We start from the raw sequence: 18,560 nt of genomic DNA, 5'->3' as shown, positions 1-18,560 counted from the left end.
GGGCGCGTTTTTTTAAGTACAGACTTTGTTATTTAATAAATGCAAATGCATCTGCATACATGTGCTCGCGCTCTGCACCATGATTAATAAAGTCGTCGCGCACGATACCAATCATGTCAAAACGACCTGCCATGTAGATACTGTATGGTTCTAGTGAAACAATGTCTTTCATCACCGCTTTGTGCACAAAGCCTGTGTGTCCTTGCCAACTGTCACTAGGGTTTTCAACTACTGGAATAAATTGGAAGTTTTTACGCGTTGCAGCCCAAGCTTCCATTTCTTGTTTTGCGTAAAGAGCCGACTCATCTTTAACACCCCAATAAAACAAAACAGGTTGGTCAAAGCCAATTTCAGCAAGATGGTCAGCCATGGATTTCACATAAGAGAAACCAGTGCCTCCAGCGAGCAATACGATAGGACGTTGACTATCTACACGTAGTTGCGACACGCCAAGACCTACTTCTAGTAAGACAGGGGTATTATTTTGATGCGCCTCTCGTAAATGCTCTAAGGCTTGCATGGCGTATGAGTCTGCACCTGAGGCGCCAATGTGTAATTCAAGTTCATTGCTTAGTGATGGTCGGCTGGCGATAGAAAAGGCGCGCTTGTCTTTTTCACCTAATACCAGTTGTAAGTAATGTCCTGCTTCAAATGTAACAGCTTCCTCAGGAGTCAATGTTACTTTATGAACGAACTCTGTAAGTGGACTGATGGCGGCCACTTCAGCTTTAACTAATTGCATATTTTACCTTTAGCACGGCGGTTATATTAATTATTTGTATAAAGTATCAGCACTTTATCACAGCCAAGATAGTTATCCTATTGCTCCAGTTTAATACCAAGGCTATCCCAGATTTTATCAACACGTTGTTTGGTCGCGTCGTCCATTACGATGGGCTCTCCCCACTCACGCTCCGTTTCACCTGGCCATTTATTGGTGGCATCCATACCCATTTTTGACCCTAGTCCAGATACTGGCGAAGCGAAGTCTAGGTAGTCGATCGGGGTATTATCAATTAAGGTTGTATCGCGAGTTGGGTCCATGCGTGTTGTGATGGCCCAAATGACATCGTTCCAGTCGCGAGCATTCACATCATCATCACATACGATCACAAATTTGGTGTACATAAACTGCCTTAAAAAAGACCAAACGCCCATCATTACCCGTTTAGCGTGACCTGGATATTGCTTCTTCATAGTCACGACGGCCATGCGATAAGAGCAGCCTTCTGGGGGGAGATAAAAGTCTACAATTTCAGGAAACTGCTTTTGCAATATAGGCACAAATACTTCATTGAGTGCTACACCTAAAATTGCAGGCTCATCGGGTGGTCGGCCCGTATAAGTGCTGTGATATATCGGATCCTTGCGATGCGTAATATGAGTAACTGTCATCACAGGGAAATCATCGACTTCATTGTAATAGCCTGTATGGTCGCCATAAGGCCCCTCTGGAGCAAGCTCATCAGGCATGATATGGCCTTCAAGTATAATTTCCGCATTGGCTGGCACTTGTAGATCGTTAGAGACAGATTTTACCACTTCCGTTTTGGCCCCGCGTAGTAGACCTGCAAATGCATATTCACTGAGAGTATCAGGCACTGGGGTAACCGCCCCCAAAATAGTGGCAGGGTCGGCGCCTAGCGCGACCGATACTGGATATGGCTCGCCGGGATTCTCTTTGCACCACTCTTGAAAGTCTAGTGCTCCGCCACGGTGAGATAGCCAGCGCATGATGATCTTGTTTTTACCCAGCAACTGCTGGCGATAAATTCCCAGGTTTTGTCGCTTTTTGTAGGGGCCCCGGGTCACCGTTAAGCCCCAAGTGATGAGCGGCGCGGCATCGCCCGGCCAGCAGTGTTGAATAGGTAACTTGGTTAAGTCTACCTCATCGCCACTTATCACCACGTCCTGACATGGCGCTTTGCGTAATTCTTTTGCTGGCATATTTAGCACCTGCTTATAGGCGGGTAACTGGCCTAACGCTTCCCTTATGCCCTTAGGTGGCTCAGGCTCTTTCAAAAAGGCAAGTAACTTGCCTACTTCACGCAGCGCGCTGACATCATTTTGCCCCATACCCATTGCAACGCGTTTGGGGGTACCAAATAGATTAGCAAGCACGGGAATATCAAAACCAATGGGGTTTTCAAAAAGTAACGCTGGACCGCCCGCTCTCAGAGTGCGGTCTGCGATTTCGGTCATTTCTAACTTAGTGGAAATAGGCGCACAGATACGTACCAACTCACCTTGTTCTTCTAAGCGCGCGATAAAATCTCGCAAGTCTTTATATTTCATTTCGTTACTGGGCACTGGAATTTGTGCTCCAGTATATCAACTTGACTTTGAAATGGCAGTAATCTGCGCTTTATTTGATATTGTGCAATACTTAGTGACTTATCGTGTTTCCAAAGGATGTGCTTTGTTTTATAGTCGTTTTCAAGCCTTTAAGAGTGTGGTGGCTGGATGAAAATAATAAAAATAATACTGGCGTATCTGTTGCTTTTCAGCGGTGCGGTGAGCGCATTGTCTGCTGATGACCCATTGTTTGTAGAGCACAGTGCGGTCATGTTGGTGATCAACCCGCAGTCTGGGCAAATAATTGCTGCAAATAAGGCCGCTGAAAAGTTCTATGGCTATTCGCGAGCGACGCTCGAAGAGATGCAGATACAGGATATTAATCAGCTCAATGCTGAACAGGTTGCAGAGGAAAGAGCGTTGGCCGCGAGTGAAGGCCGGAACTATTTTATCTTTCGCCACCGACTGGCTGATGACGCCATACGCACTGTTAGCGTTTACTCTACGCCATTTGTTGATAGCACTGGGCAAACTCAGTTGTTATCTATCATTCACGATATCAGTGCCCAACGAGAGCTACAAGACTCCCTGTGGTATTACCAAAATAATCTAGAAGAACAAGTCGCTGCGCAAACACAAGAAATTCAACAGATGAGCAACTTAAAAATGCTATTGTTGGCGTTGATCATCGCCCTTTTACTTGTTTCTATTCTAGTGTTAGGTACGCTGTTGTTTCGTTTGCGAACCGCCAAACGTCGCTCGGAGGCACAAGGTGCAAGATTGGAAGCGATTTTCAACGGCATTGATGATTTGCTTATTTTTACTGATGGACAAGGGCAGATCTTGTCAGTCAATAAAAGGGTGGAAGATGCCTTCGCAGGGCATGATACGCTACTGAATCAGCCTATTGCAGAGGTACTACATGGCAGTGCCAGTGTGGAGAAAACAACATGTTATCAATTATCTTACTCATTGCAATTGGCTGAGAAACTTAGCACCTTTAGCATCACTAAAACCGAGGTGCTAGACATTAATCAACAGCTATTGGGTTATATCTATGTGCTACAGGATATCACAGAGCGTCTAGCCCGAGAGCGTGAACAGAGATTAGCTCAGACTGTATTCGATACCACCGCAGAAGGAGTGTTGGTGTCTGACAAAGATAATCGCATTCAAATGGTAAACCGGGCCTTTAGTCAGATCACGGGATTTGAAAGTAACGAAGTGTTAGGCCAAACACCTGCGATGTTCAATTCTGGACACCATAGTCCCGCCTATTTTAACAAGCTTTATCAAACTTTACATGAGAGAGGACACTGGGAAGGTGAGATCTGGAACCGTCGAAAAACGGGGGAGGTTTATCCTAGTTGGTTACAGGTTTCAGCGGTGTTTGATGAGCAAGGTGATATTGAAATGTATGTGGCCTTGTTTAACGACATCACATCGCGCAAGCATCATGAACAGCTCATGTGGCAACAGGCTAACTTTGATACGTTAACTGGGTTGGCTAATCGGCACCATTATCATGAGAAGTTTGATTTGGCACTTGTTGCGGCAAAAGAAAATCATACTCGTTTGGCTATTTGCTTTATTGATTTGGACCGCTTCAAAGCAATCAACGACACGCTCGGTCATCATATTGGTGATTTGTTATTAATTGAAGCGGCGCAGCGTATTCAAGACTGCACACGCAGCAGTGATGTGGTGGCCCGCCTAGGTGGTGATGAGTTCGCAATATTGTTAACGGACATTAAGCACATTCGCGATGTAGAAACTATTGCTAATAAGATTTTGCACCAGTTAAGTAGTCAGTTTTTACTAGAGGGTCATGAGGCATTTGTGTCCGGTAGTATAGGGATCACTTTTTATCCTGATGATGGCGATGACCGAAAAGTGTTATTGCGCAATGCTGATAGCGCAATGTACAAAGCCAAAGAGCATGGGCGTAATTGCTTCCAATTTTATACCTCTGTGATGCATGAGAGCGCTAAAGCGCGCAGCCAACTTGAAGGGGCGCTTCATAAAGCACTGATAAATGAGGAGTTATCTGTTGTTTATCAACCTATTCATGCAAAAGACAATGAGCGCATTGGATGTGAAGCCCTGCTTCGCTGGCAAAGCGAAACATTGGGAGCTATTTCTCCTGCTGAATTTATTCCGGTCAGTGAGGAGTTGGGTCTCATTTTGGCGATGGGTGAGTGGGTGTTATTCCAGGCATGCAAGCAGGCCAAAATCTGGTGTGAGCAAAGCGAAAAACCGTTCTTTGTAACGGTAAATGTTTCCAGTACGCAGTTTAAACGTCAAGATGTGTCAGTATTGGTTGCAACAGTATTACGAGAAACGGGATTACCAAGTCAATCATTAACTTTGGAAATCACCGAAAACGTATTGGCCGACAATTCTGAGCATATTCTCTCACAGTTAAGAGCGATACGAGACATGGGAGTAGAGCTGGCGATTGATGATTTTGGCACTGGTTACTCATCGTTGAGCTACTTGAAGCGCTTTCCACTTTCTAAGCTAAAAATAGATAAAGAGTTTATTAGTGATTTACCCAATGATGCGGAAGATCGTGCTTTAGTCAGTGCGATTATTTCTATGGCGGCGAATTTGAATTTACAAGTGGTGGCTGAAGGTGTTGAAACAGCAGAGCAGTTGGGCTTATTGATGCAGCTAGGCTGTGATTTTACACAAGGGTACCTGCATGCTCAGCCACTGGCAGTGGATGAGTTTGATGTTTATCTAGCACGCTTCAGCGAGGGGCGCTAACACACCGAAGGATACTCAGCGCATAATGCATTAAGGGCTGCCTGAGCTTTAGGGTTTTGTTGTTTGGCTGATTGCTTTAACCAGTACACCGCCCTTAGTAAATCTTGTTCTCCACCCTGAGCATGTTCAAGCATACCAGCTAAATTATATTGACCCCAGCTATCACCTTGCTTAGCTGCTTGTAAAAACTGCGCTCTGGCAGCCTCAAAATCTCCTTGACGAAACAGTGCAACTGCTTGGTCGTTGTATTGATTCAGTGCTATTAGTGTAGTGGATTTGTTATTGATAGCAGTGGGCCTATTACGTCTTTTTACTATGCCGCCCAGCACATAAATATCGTTGGGGCGGTACACACTATCAATGGCCTGCTGTTCGAACAAAGAAGCTAACTTAGTACGTTCAAAAGTCATCGTTTCTTGCCTAAAGTAGCTATCTAACATCAAGGAGTCTAATGTGATGGCGCGCTCTGCACCACGTAGCTTGCGATAGGTAAAGCTTCCCTGTAAGAGCTCAACGTGTGAATCTGACACCTGCAGTACCTGTGCAACACGATATTGTGCTTGGTACTTACGTTGAGCCTCAAGGTAGCCCATGTTGAGGATCCAGACATCGTGTTTACTGGGCTGTTCGAGTAGAGCACTTTGTTGTGTTTGATTGTGTTGATATTGGTAAGCCAGATAGACTATACCAAGTAAAGAGGCTGCAACAATCATAGGGCGTTTGTAGTGAGCAACACATGTTTCAACGAGCTCATGAAGAGCATAGACTAAGCGTAATAATGCCATTGGACACACTTCCTTGAATGATAATAACACCTTGTTTTCGCTAGGTAATAATTAAGTTGCAACAAATGTACACCCTACCACTTAGTCCAAGCTACAGTCACTATGTTCACTTACTGATTATTTGTTAGTGATTTTGTTTTTTGAGTTTGCAGCCATCATAGCAAAAACCGCATAGGCAGCCGTATTTTGTTTTAATTTGATAGGGTCTACTTTGTCTAGTGTGTCGTTGGCCGTATGGTGGTAGTCAAAGTAATCAGTGCCATCCTGATGAAGCGCAAAAATTGGGGCATTGAGACGTTCTCGCAGAGGGATCAGATCTGGGCCCCCATGTGCGGCATTGGCTCTAATATACTCAATATTCAGTGGTGCAAGCTGTTTGGCTATGGCTCTAACAATGGGTAAAGCATTGGCGGTCACATTGCTTTCAAAGCCATAGATGAGGCCTGCACCAAAATCAGATTCGGCAGCAGCGACAATATTGCCTAACGACTTCGCATGGCGCTCAAAGTAAGCCTTAGCGCCCCATAACCCAAGCTCTTCAGCAGCAAATAACACTACACGAATACTGCGTTTTGGCTGCGCGACTGCTTTGATATGCTTGGCCGCGGCCATCGTGAGCGCAACTCCTGCGCCATCATCCAATGCACCGGTGCCTAAATCCCATGAATCTAAGTGACCACCGATAAGCACATACTGATTGGGGAATTCAGAACCTGTTACTTCACCTATCACGTTGTAACTTGTGCCCTCTCCTAAGTCTTCACTTTGCACATTGATATTGACAGAAACGCTATGCCCTGAGCTTATAAGGCGCTCAAGTTGATCAGCATCTGGATTCGAGATGGCGGTAGCTGGCACTTTATTCACTCCTGGCTGATAGTGGCTACCTCCAGTATGCGCAAAGCGGTGCTCTGTGGTGCTAACTGAGCGCATCATATAAGCAATGGCACCCTTTTTAGCAGCCTCAACGGCACCATTGTTACGTGCGCGAACCGCTGGACCATAGCCATTACCATCAACATGCCTATTCATGCGGTAGTTAATAAAAGCTATTTTGTTTTTTAGGCTATCTTGTGGGGCTGCGATCAGTTCGTCCAATGTCTCAAATAGCACCACTTCACCCGTTATGCCCTGTTCAGGAGTGCTAACACTATTGCCTAATGCGGTTAGATGGATAGGTTGTTCACTGGGTGTGATAATACGAGCTGATTCATGATATCTGCGCCAGTGTGGAAACGTTGCAGGTTCTGTCCAGACTTTATCAAATCCTAGCGCTTCGAATTGCTCTACAGCCCAAGCTACAGCTTTCTTATCGTTTTCAGTACCTGGTAAACGAGGACCAACTTCGGTAGTAATCGACTCCAGCAGTTGCCAACTTAGGTCACTATTTAGGGCGTTTTCTCTAACCTGTTTAACTTGTTCTAGTTGTTTTGGGGTGAATTCTTGCGCCTGCACACCGACACAAAAGATAAATGTGCTACACAGTGTGATTAATCGTTTTTTCATTATATTCCTGATTGAGCTGCTAGAGTTATGCGTAGTGTTACATCGAATATCAGATAGACCAAATAAACGGGACTAAATACTTATGTAGATGCGATATTCGCACACTTAGATTTCTGCTAGAATCTCGAATCATTTAATCCTTTGAGAACGGCACATGAGTTCAGCTGCATTTAACACCTTACCTTTGGCCCAAGAGCTATTGGATACCTTGATTGATTTGGGCTTTAAAAATATGACGCCCATACAAGCGCAAAGTTTACCTGTGGTTTTATCTGGCAAAGATGTCATAGCACAGGCTAAAACAGGTTCAGGTAAGACAGTCGCGTTTGGTTTAGGTGTGTTATCGCGTTTAAATGTAGCCCGTTATCGAATCCAAGGTTTGGTGTTATGCCCGACCAGAGAGTTAGCTGAGCAAGTGGCTTCAGAGCTGCGCAAACTCGCACGAGGTATTCACAATATCAAGATTTTAACTTTGTGTGGTGGCGTGCCTATCGGACCACAGATAGGCTCTTTGGAGCATGGAGCGCATATCATAGTGGGCACACCAGGCAGAATAGAAGACCATTTGTATAAGGGCACACTAAATTTATCAGAAGTATCAAGCTTAGTACTGGATGAAGCGGATCAAATGCTTGATATGGGTTTTGCAGATGCGTTGGATAACATTGTTTCTTATTTACCACAGCAAAGACAAACGTTGTTATTTAGTGCCACCTACCAAAAGCGCATAGAAGCGATTGCAGAGCGCGTGATGCATGACCCTGAAATGGTCAAAGTTGAAGAACAGATGGTCAACACCAGCATCAAGCAATTGTTTTTTAAGCTAGATAACAATAAGCTTCGATTCAATACGTTGAGGCTGTTGTTATTACAGCATAAGCCACAAAGCTGTGTGGTGTTTTGTAATACAAAGGTAGAAACACAAAGAGCCTGTGATGAACTGCGAGCTGCTGGCTTCAATGCGGTGGCATTACACGGTGATTTGGAACAAAGAGAGCGTGAACAAACCTTGATCCGCTTTGCCAATAAAAGTGCATCTATTTTGGTTGCTACAGATGTAGCTGCTAGGGGATTGGACATAGATGATATGGATATGGTGATCAATTATCATCTAGCACATGACTCACAAACGCATGTGCATCGAATTGGGCGCACTGGTCGCGGTGGGAAAAAAGGGCTAGCGTGTTCAATTTATGGAGAGAGCGAAGCCTTCAAAGTCGCACAGATTGGTGATGTCTATGATCGTGACTTTGAACCATCACCAATGCCGTCATTAAGTTTGCTTGATAAACCGCCGTACAAACCTGATATGGTTACACTACAAATTGATGGTGGTAAAAAACAAAAGATTCGCCCTGGTGATATCGTGGGGAGTTTAACTGGCGAGCAGGGAATTGCTTTTGCACAAATTGGCAAAATTAATGTGCTTGATAACAGCGCATATGTTGCGGTGGCCAGAGATGCGGCAAAGCCTGCATTTCGTAAGCTAAGCGAAGGCAAGCTAAAAGGTCGAAAATTTCGAGTTCGCCGTATTTAGTCAATAACAACTAAATGTGCTTTAAGTAAGTCATATTCTTCTTTGAGTTGCTTAAAGCGCTTTGCACACCCTTCATCTTTATCAGGATGTTGTATCACAGCCTGCTGTCGCCAGACTTTTTTGAGTTGTTGCCTTTGGTATGGGTAGGGGAGCTGCCAGTGTTTGCAAATATCTTGAATTACAGCTGCTGGCACGCTTGTTAGCGAGCTGGGCGAGTCAAAATTTTGCCAGAAGGCGTCAAGCAACTCAATCACTTCATCCTTAGTGGTTTCATAATTTTGCCAATCTAAATAATAGTCGCGCAGCGGATCTGAGGTTTGCGGTGTTTTTTTTGAAATATTGCTTAGCTGAATATGCATACCGCTGACACTGAGGTACAGACCTTCTTGAAGCAGCTCATTTTGCAATTGATACAAAGCGTTCATGATCAAAAAGTTTTTTTTAAACAGTTCTTTATTAGGCTCTTCGTCTAGTTTAGGAAAGACTTGCTGGTGGCTTAACATGCCCGCTAATGTATGCACTTTATGTATTTGCTGGTCACTTATGATGAGGAAAATCGTATCGACTAAAGGGTTGAGCATTGTTCCACCAATTGAGTTAGTGTATCTTCAGCATAGCATTATTTTGGTTGAAGTGGTGGGAACAAGGATGGCTAAAGGGCTTATAAGCAGAGCACTCATATATACAATGTTGATTTTTAACATAACCTTTGCTGTATCTGCACAAAAGGCTACGCCATCGCTTACGACACAGATAGAAGGACTGGGTGATTTAGAAAGTTGGCAAGATATTTCCATCAAAGGGCATCAGTTACTTTCTCATCCAGATTTAACGTCGAAGCAGCGCTTTGAACTATTAAAGTCACTCGCCCGCGAGGCGTTTGAGCGTGACGACTTTGCGACAACAGAATACTATCTAAAAGAAATCGAAACAGAATATGTGCAGCAACCACTTAGCGACGCATATTATTTTGCGACCAAACTGTTGGCGATTAACGCCTATCATCAAGGGCTGTATACCACAGCCATCCCTCAGTATCTAAAAGCGCTAAGCATAGCGAGCAAACGCAACAACCCATTAGAACAAGCTAACATGCATAACAACCTCGGGCTGGCGTATGTCAAAACCAATGAACTAGGCTTAGCTATTTCTCACTTTGGTGAAGCACAGAAATTTTACCAAGGCTTGGGTGAAATGCAGCACGAAGCTGACATTATGCTTAATATGTCATCCGTATATATTCGTCAATATCAGTTTGATGTCGCACAAGAAATGATCAATACCGGTATGAAGATGTTTTCAGAGCTAGGTGATAGCTACGGGGTTGCATTAGCTCACACTTATTTGGGCGAGTTATTCAGCAAAAAAGGAATGACACACTCTGCACGATATCACTACCAGTCAGCAATAGATTACTATGAGCCTCAAAACAATATGGACCATTTGATGGTTCAGTACGCCAACCTTGCTGGTGTGAGCCTAGTACAAGGAGAGTTTGACAAGGCAGAAAAGGAGGCCAACTTTGCTTTGTACTATGCGGAAAAGATAAATAGCAATACGGGGCGTATGTCGGCTTTATTTCCTCTCGCGAAAGCGATGTTCGTTAAAGGTGAGTTGGATAAAGCGGAACAGATGATCAACGAAGCAATGTTTTTGGCAACTGATACCGGAGCGCGCTACCTAGAGAAAGAAGAACTCGCTACGTTGTCTCTTATTCAAGCTGGTGTGGGAAAGCATGAGCAAGCATTGTTAAACTTTACTCAATATCAAACGAATCAGTATGAGTTTTTGAATAAAAACGTTCTTGCAAAAATGATGGAGTACCAGAATCGGATAGAAGCCGCAGAGTTAAATCGGGAAATTACTGAGCTGAAGCAAAAGCAAGCGTTTCAAACATTACAAATAGAGAAGCGTGAGCAAGTGATCTGGTTAAGTTCGATGGTTGTGTTATCGCTGTTTATCGCTGTAGTTAGTTTGTATTTTAAGCAAGCCGAGAAAAACGCGAAAGTCGAATTACGTGAAAAAGTCGCAGAAAGAACGGCCGAATTGCAGCGGGTTGCGGACGAACTTAGAGAGGCCAACCAAGTTAAGAATCAGTTTCTTGCCAATATAAGTCATGAGATCAGAACACCCCTAACGTCGATTATTGGTCAGGCCGAAGCTATGCTAAATGAACATGGTCAAAACATTGAACTCAAGGCATCTCTTGGGGTTATTCAACGCCAGGGAGAGCACTTAAAAGATCTGGTGAGTGATGTATTAGACCTGAGCCGCATAGAAGCACAGCGTTTAGAGTTAGAGTACACAGAGTTCTACTTACAAAGCCTACTCGATGATATCAGTGATATGTTTTATAACGCTTGTAATGTGAAAGCGCTCCAGTTTAGCATCAAAAATGACAGTGATGATTTTGTCATGGTCAAGCTAGACTATGTGCGCCTTAAGCAGATCTTGATTAACTTGCTGGGCAATGCGGTTAAGTTTACCGAACATGGTGTTGTTGAACTGCAAGTTAGCTGTCAGCCCTCTGGACTGGTTTTTAAAGTCTTGGATACCGGTATAGGTATGAGTCAAGAGCAACTGAGTCGAGTATTTGAAAGCTTCCAGCAAGGTGACAACAGTATTACTCGTCGTTTTGGAGGGTCGGGCTTAGGTTTATGTTTGTCACAGCAGCTAACAGACATGATGGGTGGGAGTATCAGCGTCAACAGTGAGATCAATAAGGGAAGTGAGTTTATTGTTTATATCCCATGTGCGCCACAACATTGTGAATTACCTGAAAGTATAGAGCAACAACAAGAAGTCAGCTGGGACTATGGAAAAATTCTAGTTGCCGAAGATCATGATGATAATCGCGCACTCTTTAAGCGGTTGATCGAGCAACTTGGCCTCGAAGTGATTGTTGCCAAAAATGGTGAAGAAGCTGTAGAGCTATGTCTAAGAGAGTATCCTGATGTGGTATTGATGGACATACAAATGCCAAGAATGGACGGTGTCGAAGCGCTCAATTTACTACATCAATCAGGTTTTGATCAGCCTGTATATGCATTGACGGCTAATGTGATGGAGCATGAGATCCAGTCATATTTAAAAGCTGGGTTTACTGGCCATTTGGGCAAACCTCTCGATAGAAAGCTACTGATTAAAGCGCTACAGAGGCACCTATCAACAGTCCCTGAGTTCGTATCTAGTCAGGTGGATATTAGCGACTTGGCTTCAAGTTTTGTAGAAACATTGCCCAATGAGCGCTCTGTAGTCATTGAGCTTTGGCAAGCGCAACAATGGCAAAGCTTACAAAGAGCATGTCATCGCTTATCGGGTGCTGCGAGTACATTTAATTTTGGCTCACTAGCAAATACCTCGCGACAACTAGAGAGTGCGCTATCAAAAGAGCAGTACAAACAAGCTGAACACTTGTATTTAATCTTATGTGATGAGCTGCAGTATCTTGGCTTGTCAGAACAACTCGACGTCGGATGATGGCCCACTTTCGGACGTGTCGGGTTTGTCCTGACTGTTGCTATGTGTTTTTTGGTCTCTTTTAGATATGTCGGGTGGATCATAGTCAGCTTTAAAAAGTGATAACTTGTCATGTATGGTGACGGCTAAATTGAGCAAGTCACTGCTCGATACGGCTTGAATTTTGGAGCTGGATAACGCATCTGAATTTAGCTCAACCATCGACTCAATACTGTTTTGCGCTTCGTCATAGACTGCTTTTTGCTGTGCCACTTGTGCGTGAATATTTTGAGACATGTCGTTAACATTCACCATTGCTTGCTCGATTTGATCCATTTCCTTCGTAGAGGCTTCGGAAAGAGACACTGTTTGCTCTGTTTGTGCCAATGCTTCTTGCATTAGGCTATGAGCACTATCAGTACCGGCCTGAATTTTTGCGACCATATCTCGAACTTGCTGTGTAGATTGACTGGTCCTCGCTGCAAGACTTCGTACTTCATCTGCCACGACCGCAAAGCCACGACCTTGCTCACCCGCTCTGGCGGCCTCAATAGCTGCATTGAGCGCGAGTAAGTTTGTTTGTTCAGCGATAGAATTAATGACATCAATGACAGAGCTGATTGAGTCACTATCTGTTTTCAACGTTGCTATCTGCTTACTGGTTTGCTCAATATTATCGACAAGCCCGAGTAAACTGTTTTGGCTTTTATTGGTATCTTGGCGGGTTTGTTTAACTGCGTACGTCGCAGCTTCAACCGAGTGATAGATTTTTTCTAAATTTTCATCAAGTTCTCTAGATACTTCTAACATACGGTTTATAGATGAGGCCAAGTCTTGGCCATGGGCATGTTGAATTGACGCTTTTTGCGTCATTGAAGCGTATGTATCACGCAAGTTATCTGCCATTGGAGATAGTCTTGCTGATGACGCATATACTTCACCAATGATATGCTCAATGGCAATCAGGCTAGCATTAAGCGCGAAACAAGCAGTGGGTAGGCTTTTGTCGTTTTCGTCGAACCGAAAGGTAAGATCAATACAACCTTCTTTAACGAGTGCTTGTACTAAGTTGTCTAAGTGAGAGCTGTTTTTGAGTCTTCGTTGGTAGTAGAGGATACAGCAAACAGCGGTGATAGATGAGGCCGCTACGAGCACGGAAATAGAGGTCGCGGATAATGAAAAAAGCACACCTATACTTATCAATGACAAGGCATTTAAGGCTAAGTAAAGCATCGCTAGGTGCTGCATTTTCATTGCTTAACGAGTCCATTTAAATTTTAAAAGACTCATAATATATAGTTGAAAAAGCCCTCATAGCCAAGCGATAGGCAATAAAAAAGCCTGTAAAAACAGGCTTCTTATAAATCCAGTGAACTACTTTCTTCGCATTAGCTCAAAGAATTCATCGTTTGTTTTGCTCATTGATAGCTTATCTATGAGGAACTCCATGGCGTCAATCTCTGACATTTCATGAACGATTTTACGTAAAATCCACATTTTCTGAAGCTCGTCGGTTTTCGTCAGTAATTCTTCACGACGCGTACCTGAACGGTTAAAATCAATAGCAGGGAAAACACGCTTTTCAGCAATCTTACGATTAAGGTGTAATTCCATGTTACCGGTTCCTTTAAACTCTTCGTAGATAACTTCATCCATTTTAGAGCCTGTATCGATAAGGGCCGTTGCGATGATGGTCAAACTACCACCTTCTTCAACATTACGAGCTGCACCAAAGAAGCGCTTTGGTTTATGTAGAGCGTTTGCATCTACACCACCTGTTAGCACCTTACCTGATGATGGGATCACGGTATTGTAAGCACGGGCTAAACGCGTTATTGAATCTAGCAAGATAACAACATCTTTTTTGTGCTCGACCAAACGTTTGGCTTTTTCTATAACCATCTCTGCAACTTGCACGTGACGGTTTGCTGGCTCATCAAATGTTGACGCGATTACTTCACCCTTTACTAGGCGTTGCATCTCGGTCACTTCTTCTGGGCGCTCGTCAATCAGCAATACCATCAGTGTTGCATCAGGATTGTTATAAGTGATGGATTGTGCGATGTTTTGAAGAAGCATGGTTTTACCAGCTTTCGGTGGAGCCACGATAAGGGCACGTTGTCCTCTACCGATTGGTGAAGCAAGGTCCAATACTCGAGCCGTTATATCTTCCGTACTACCATTACCACGTTCCATAACAAAGCGTTCGTTCGCATGGATTGGTGTAAGGTTTTCAAATAGTATTTTGGTACGAGAGTTTTCAGGCTTATCGAAATTAACCTCATTGACTTTCAGTAACGCAAAATAACGTTCACCATCTTTAGGTGGGCGGATTAAACCGCTGATGGTGTCACCTGTGCGCATACTAAAGCGTCTAATTTGGCTTGGAGAGACATAAATGTCATCTGGACCAGCTAAATAAGAAGCTTCTGATGAGCGTAAAAAGCCGAAGCCATCTTGTAGAATTTCTAAAACACCGCCGCCGTAAATGTTTTCGCCGCTTTTGGCGTGGGCTTTTAAAATGGCAAAAATAATGTCTTGTTTTCTAAGACGGGCTACGTTTTCGAGTCCCATAGACTCGGCTAGTTTTACAAGTTCGTTGATTGACTTGTCTTTAAGTTCGCGTAAATGCATATTGGTGGGTTCTTTATTACAATTGTCATTCTCGTAAACGAGAGAGGTTGATTTGATAAATCTAAAGGTTAGTGGTGATATAAATTAGCAGCTAGGTCGCTGGGCGTCCAGTCTTTATACAAATTTTGTGTGAAAAATCTAAAATAAACTGGAAAATAAGGCAATATGCACCCGTTTTTTTAATCCACGGGTGCATATTTCAAGCTTTGTTAAGCGTTGCTCTCTAAGAACTCAACAAGTTGAGTTTTAGATAGTGCGCCTACTTTAGTTGCCACAACTGCACCATCTTTAAATAGCAGTAGAGTAGGAATACCACGAATACCAAATTTAGGTGGTGTACCTGCATTTTGGTCAATGTTAAGTTTTCCTATGACTACTTTACCTGCAAACTCTTCAGCAACTTCGTTTAAAATTGGGGCGATCATTTTACAAGGACCACACCATTCAGCCCAAAAATCAACAAGTACTGGCTTGTCTGATTTAAGTACGTCTGCTTCAAAGCTGTCATCGGTAAGTTGAATAATTTTGTCGCTCATTGCGCTCTCCGTTAGAATTTGGCGAATTATTTAATGCGTATTTAAACACTCTTGTTTCTTATTGCAAGTTTAAACGTTATGCTTTATCGCTATGACTAAGACACATTTGACCAATAAAAAATTTTCTGACTTTGCTTTAGCGCCGGAAGTGGTCGCCGGCTTAACCGCGAATGGCTTCGAATATTGTACGCCAATCCAAGCAAAGTGTTTGCCTTTTGTTGTTGATGGCCGTGATATTGCAGGCCAAGCTCAAACGGGGACAGGTAAAACTTTGGCTTTTTTAACAGCCACTTGTCATCGTTTGATGCAATCAGAAGGTATTTCCAGAAAGCAACCAAGGGCACTGATCATGGCTCCCACTAGGGAGCTGGCGATTCAGATACATAAAGATGCAAAAATTATTGCGCCACACTGTGATCTCAAACTAGGTTTGATATATGGTGGCGAAGATTACGAAAAACAACGTGCACAACTAGAAAATGGTGTAGATATTTTAATTGGCACCACAGGACGCCTGATAGATTTCTACAAACAAGGTGCATATAGCCTTAACGAGATCGAGGTTGTGGTGTTAGATGAAGCTGATCGAATGTTCGATTTAGGCTTTATCAAAGATATTCGTTATTTGTTCAATCGGATGCCGGAGACATCTGAGCGACTAAACTTATTATTCTCGGCAACCCTATCGTATCGGGTTCAAGAGTTGGCTTTTGAGCATATGACTAATCCAGAACATGTGCAAATTGAGCCGGGAGTAAAAACTGGGAAACGTATTCAAGAAGAGCTATTCCACCCTTCACACGATGATAAGATCCCATTGTTGCTTACATTAATTGAAGAAGAGTGGCCGGAAAAAGCGATTATTTTTGCTAACACAAAGCAAAGTTGTGAAAACGTGTATGCATGGCTTAAAGCAGATGGACACCGCGTGGGACTACTTACAGGTGATGTTAATCAGAAAAAACGTCAGAGTATTTTGGCGCAATTTTCCAAAGGGGATGTTGATTTTCTGGTAGCTACTGATGTTGCCGCGCGCGGTTTACATATTCCAGAAGTAAGTCATGTATTCAACTTTGACTTGCCGGATGACTGCGAAGACTACGTTCATCGAATCGGACGTACAGCGAGAGCCGGTGCTTCGGGACACGCAATTAGCTTTGCCTGTGAGCAATATGCGTACAATTTGCATGAGATCGAGTCTTATATCGAACATGCAATCCCTTTGTCGCATTATGATAAAACAGCTTTGCTAGATGACTTAACTAAGCCTAATATGCAAAGAAAAAGGAACTACTCATCTGGACCACGCAACCGTAACAACGGACGTCGCCAAGGTAGTTACCAAAAGCAGCGCTCTAATAATTAAATTTGAGCGATCACATTGGTACTTGTTTCTAGAGGTTTACATTAGTGAGGCAGAAAATTCCTCAAAGTAACGTGTTTGCGGTTATAGATCTGGGCTCTAACAGCTTTCACATGCTTATTGCACGGCATGTTGCGTGTGGCGTACATACCATTGGGCGTGTTAAACGCAAAGTGCGTTTAGCAGCAGGTTTAGACAAAAACAATGTGTTGTCAGAAGACGCGATGCAAAGAGGGTGGGAGTGCTTGGCCCTGTTTGCAGAGCGATTGCAAGATATACCGAAGGAAAATATCAGTATAGTAGCGACAGCAACACTCAGACTTGCCAAAAATGCGGACCAGTTCAGAGTTCGTGCAGAACAAATCCTCAATCATAAGATTAATGTGATTAGCGGTGAGTTAGAGGCAAAGACCATTTATAAGGGAGTTGCACACACATCTGCTTGTCAGGGTCGTCAATTGGTGATCGATATCGGTGGAGCTAGTACCGAGGTTGTGATTGGGAAAGGATTTGATGCTCTGCTTTATAAAAGCTTGAATATGGGCTGTGTCACCTTTCTTGAGCAATATTTTTCGGATGGTTTACTGAGTTCTGAAAACTTTAATCGTGCTATCACTTCAGCGAAGAAGGTAATCTTACCAATTCAGAAAGACTTTGTGGCGTTAGGATGGGAACTAGCCATAGGTGCTTCTGGGACGGTACAGGCTATTCAAGAAATACTCGCTGCAGATGGTCAAACAGATTTACTTACCCTTGAAAAACTTCAGGACATCCAGATTCAAGCGATTGCTTGTCAGACTATTACAGAGTTAGATTTAGCGGGTTTAAGTGAAGAGCGCCGATTGGTGTTCGTATCTGGTTTGGCTATTCTTATTGCACTTTTTGAATCTCTTCACATAGAGCAGATGGGACTTGCAGGCGGAGCTTTGCGTGAAGGTGTCTTGTACAGCATGATTCCACAGCTCCATAACTCGGATATTTGCAAACGAACGTTAGACAGCTTTATGGATCGTTACCATGTTGATAAACGACAAGCCAGCTATGTTGCCGAACTTGCTTTGTCTTTAGCTAAGCAGCTCGCAGACAAGTGGCAGCTTGACCTTGAAGTAACGAAGAAAATACTTTGTGCAGTTGCGTGTGTGCATGAGATAGGATTAATTGTCGATTATAAACAGTATCACAAACATAGTGCTTATATCTTAAATCATACAGGTATGCCTGGATATTCAAAAATAGAAAAGCAGATGATAGTTGCATTGACTGCATCACACAGGGCTGATCTTAATTTAAAGACTTTTGAAAACCTAGGAACTCACGCTAAAACCACTGAGCGATTGAGTCGTATTGTTCGGTTGGCGGTTATTCTGTCTATGCGTAGGCAAGACGATATGGTGCCACCTGTTACAATTACGGCGGATGATAAGGAACAACTGACTCTAGGTTTTGAAGCTGATTGGTTGGCGAATCATCCTCTTATGGAAAGTGAACTGGAACAAGAGGCACAATATCAGCACAAAGTTGATTGGAATATACAAATAGAGCGCGGTTGAGCGCTTTATTTGTATATAAAACCCTCAAAAACACAACTTTCGCTCAAAAATAGTGCGAACAGCCTGTTTTTATCACTTTTCTTCAAAAATCCTTTAAAAAGGGCTTGCGCTTTTTATTCGCCGCCC

At 43.3% G+C, this 18,560-nt stretch carries 13 protein-coding genes; 5 read left to right on the top strand and 8 right to left on the bottom strand.

Going from position 1 to position 18,560, the window contains the following annotated elements:
- Positions 1-28: 28 nt before the first annotated feature.
- Together fre and ubiD are read right to left on the bottom strand one after the other, a co-directional pair.
- A complete protein-coding gene (fre, locus tag BIW53_RS00105) occupies positions 29-742 on the bottom strand; it encodes an NAD(P)H-flavin reductase (RefSeq protein ID WP_070989442.1) in 714 nt (237 codons plus the stop codon).
- A 77-nt stretch (positions 743-819) separates the two neighbouring features.
- Complete coding sequence (gene ubiD / locus BIW53_RS00100; protein ID WP_070989440.1) at positions 820-2,295, bottom strand: 4-hydroxy-3-polyprenylbenzoate decarboxylase; 1,476 nt, start codon at positions 2,293-2,295, stop codon at positions 820-822.
- Between the two features lie 168 nt (positions 2,296-2,463).
- Between ubiD and BIW53_RS00095 the strand changes: the two genes are divergently transcribed.
- Positions 2,464-5,064: a sensor domain-containing protein gene (locus BIW53_RS00095; protein WP_070989437.1), complete on the top strand. Its 2,601-nt coding sequence runs from the start codon at positions 2,464-2,466 to the stop codon at positions 5,062-5,064.
- Here the strand turns inward: BIW53_RS00095 and BIW53_RS00090 are convergent.
- Both BIW53_RS00090 and BIW53_RS00085 read right to left on the bottom strand, forming a co-directional pair.
- Positions 5,061-5,849, bottom strand: a complete 789-nt coding sequence (locus BIW53_RS00090; RefSeq protein ID WP_070989435.1) for a tetratricopeptide repeat protein — start codon at positions 5,847-5,849, stop codon at positions 5,061-5,063. The genes BIW53_RS00095 and BIW53_RS00090 overlap by 4 nt on opposite strands.
- A 117-nt stretch (positions 5,850-5,966) precedes the next feature.
- A complete protein-coding gene (locus BIW53_RS00085) occupies positions 5,967-7,355 on the bottom strand; it encodes a M20/M25/M40 family metallo-hydrolase (RefSeq protein ID WP_070989433.1) in 1,389 nt (462 codons plus the stop codon).
- A 154-nt stretch (positions 7,356-7,509) separates the two neighbouring features.
- On the opposite strand from BIW53_RS00085, the gene dbpA reads away from it, so the two are divergent.
- The gene (gene dbpA / locus BIW53_RS00080; protein WP_070989431.1) at positions 7,510-8,892 is read left to right on the top strand and encodes an ATP-dependent RNA helicase DbpA; all 1,383 of its coding nucleotides are present in this window, start codon (positions 7,510-7,512) and stop codon (positions 8,890-8,892) included.
- Here the strand turns inward: dbpA and BIW53_RS00075 are convergent.
- Positions 8,889-9,473 (bottom strand): DNA-J related domain-containing protein, encoded by a 585-nt coding sequence (locus BIW53_RS00075; protein WP_070989429.1) that lies wholly within the window; start codon positions 9,471-9,473, stop codon positions 8,889-8,891. The two genes, dbpA and BIW53_RS00075, sit on opposite strands and share 4 nt — an antisense overlap.
- Before the next feature lie 67 nt (positions 9,474-9,540).
- On the opposite strand from BIW53_RS00075, the gene BIW53_RS00070 reads away from it, so the two are divergent.
- Positions 9,541-12,372 carry an ATP-binding protein gene (locus tag BIW53_RS00070; RefSeq protein ID WP_070989542.1) on the top strand — a complete coding sequence of 944 codons (2,832 nt, stop codon included), beginning with the start codon at positions 9,541-9,543 and terminating at the stop codon, positions 12,370-12,372.
- Here BIW53_RS00070 and BIW53_RS00065 read toward each other — a convergent pair.
- The 3 genes from BIW53_RS00065 to trxA form a co-directional block, all read right to left on the bottom strand.
- On the bottom strand, positions 12,349-13,605 hold the full coding sequence (locus BIW53_RS00065) for a methyl-accepting chemotaxis protein (RefSeq protein ID WP_070989427.1): 1,257 nt from the start codon (positions 13,603-13,605) through the stop codon (positions 12,349-12,351). The two genes, BIW53_RS00070 and BIW53_RS00065, sit on opposite strands and share 24 nt — an antisense overlap.
- A gap of 120 nt (positions 13,606-13,725) precedes the next feature.
- Entirely contained in the window at positions 13,726-14,985 is a 1,260-nt protein-coding gene (gene rho, locus BIW53_RS00060; RefSeq protein ID WP_070989425.1) for a transcription termination factor Rho, read from the bottom strand.
- A 209-nt stretch (positions 14,986-15,194) separates the two neighbouring features.
- Positions 15,195-15,521, bottom strand: a complete 327-nt coding sequence (trxA, locus tag BIW53_RS00055) for a thioredoxin TrxA (RefSeq protein WP_070989423.1) — start codon at positions 15,519-15,521, stop codon at positions 15,195-15,197.
- 91 nt (positions 15,522-15,612) lie between these two features.
- Between trxA and rhlB the strand changes: the two genes are divergently transcribed.
- Together rhlB and gppA are read left to right on the top strand one after the other, a co-directional pair.
- Positions 15,613-16,887, top strand: coding sequence for an ATP-dependent RNA helicase RhlB (gene rhlB / locus BIW53_RS00050; RefSeq protein WP_070989421.1), 1,275 nt, complete (start codon positions 15,613-15,615; stop codon positions 16,885-16,887).
- Between the two features lie 44 nt (positions 16,888-16,931).
- Positions 16,932-18,434, top strand: a complete 1,503-nt coding sequence (gene gppA / locus BIW53_RS00045; protein WP_070989419.1) for a guanosine-5'-triphosphate,3'-diphosphate diphosphatase — start codon at positions 16,932-16,934, stop codon at positions 18,432-18,434.
- The last annotated feature ends 126 nt before the right edge of the window (positions 18,435-18,560 follow it).

The organism is Pseudoalteromonas byunsanensis (genome assembly GCF_001854475.1).
In the GTDB taxonomy this organism is placed as follows: domain Bacteria; phylum Pseudomonadota; class Gammaproteobacteria; order Enterobacterales; family Alteromonadaceae; genus Pseudoalteromonas; species Pseudoalteromonas byunsanensis.
This window is presented reverse-complemented; position numbering and strand designations above follow the sequence as displayed.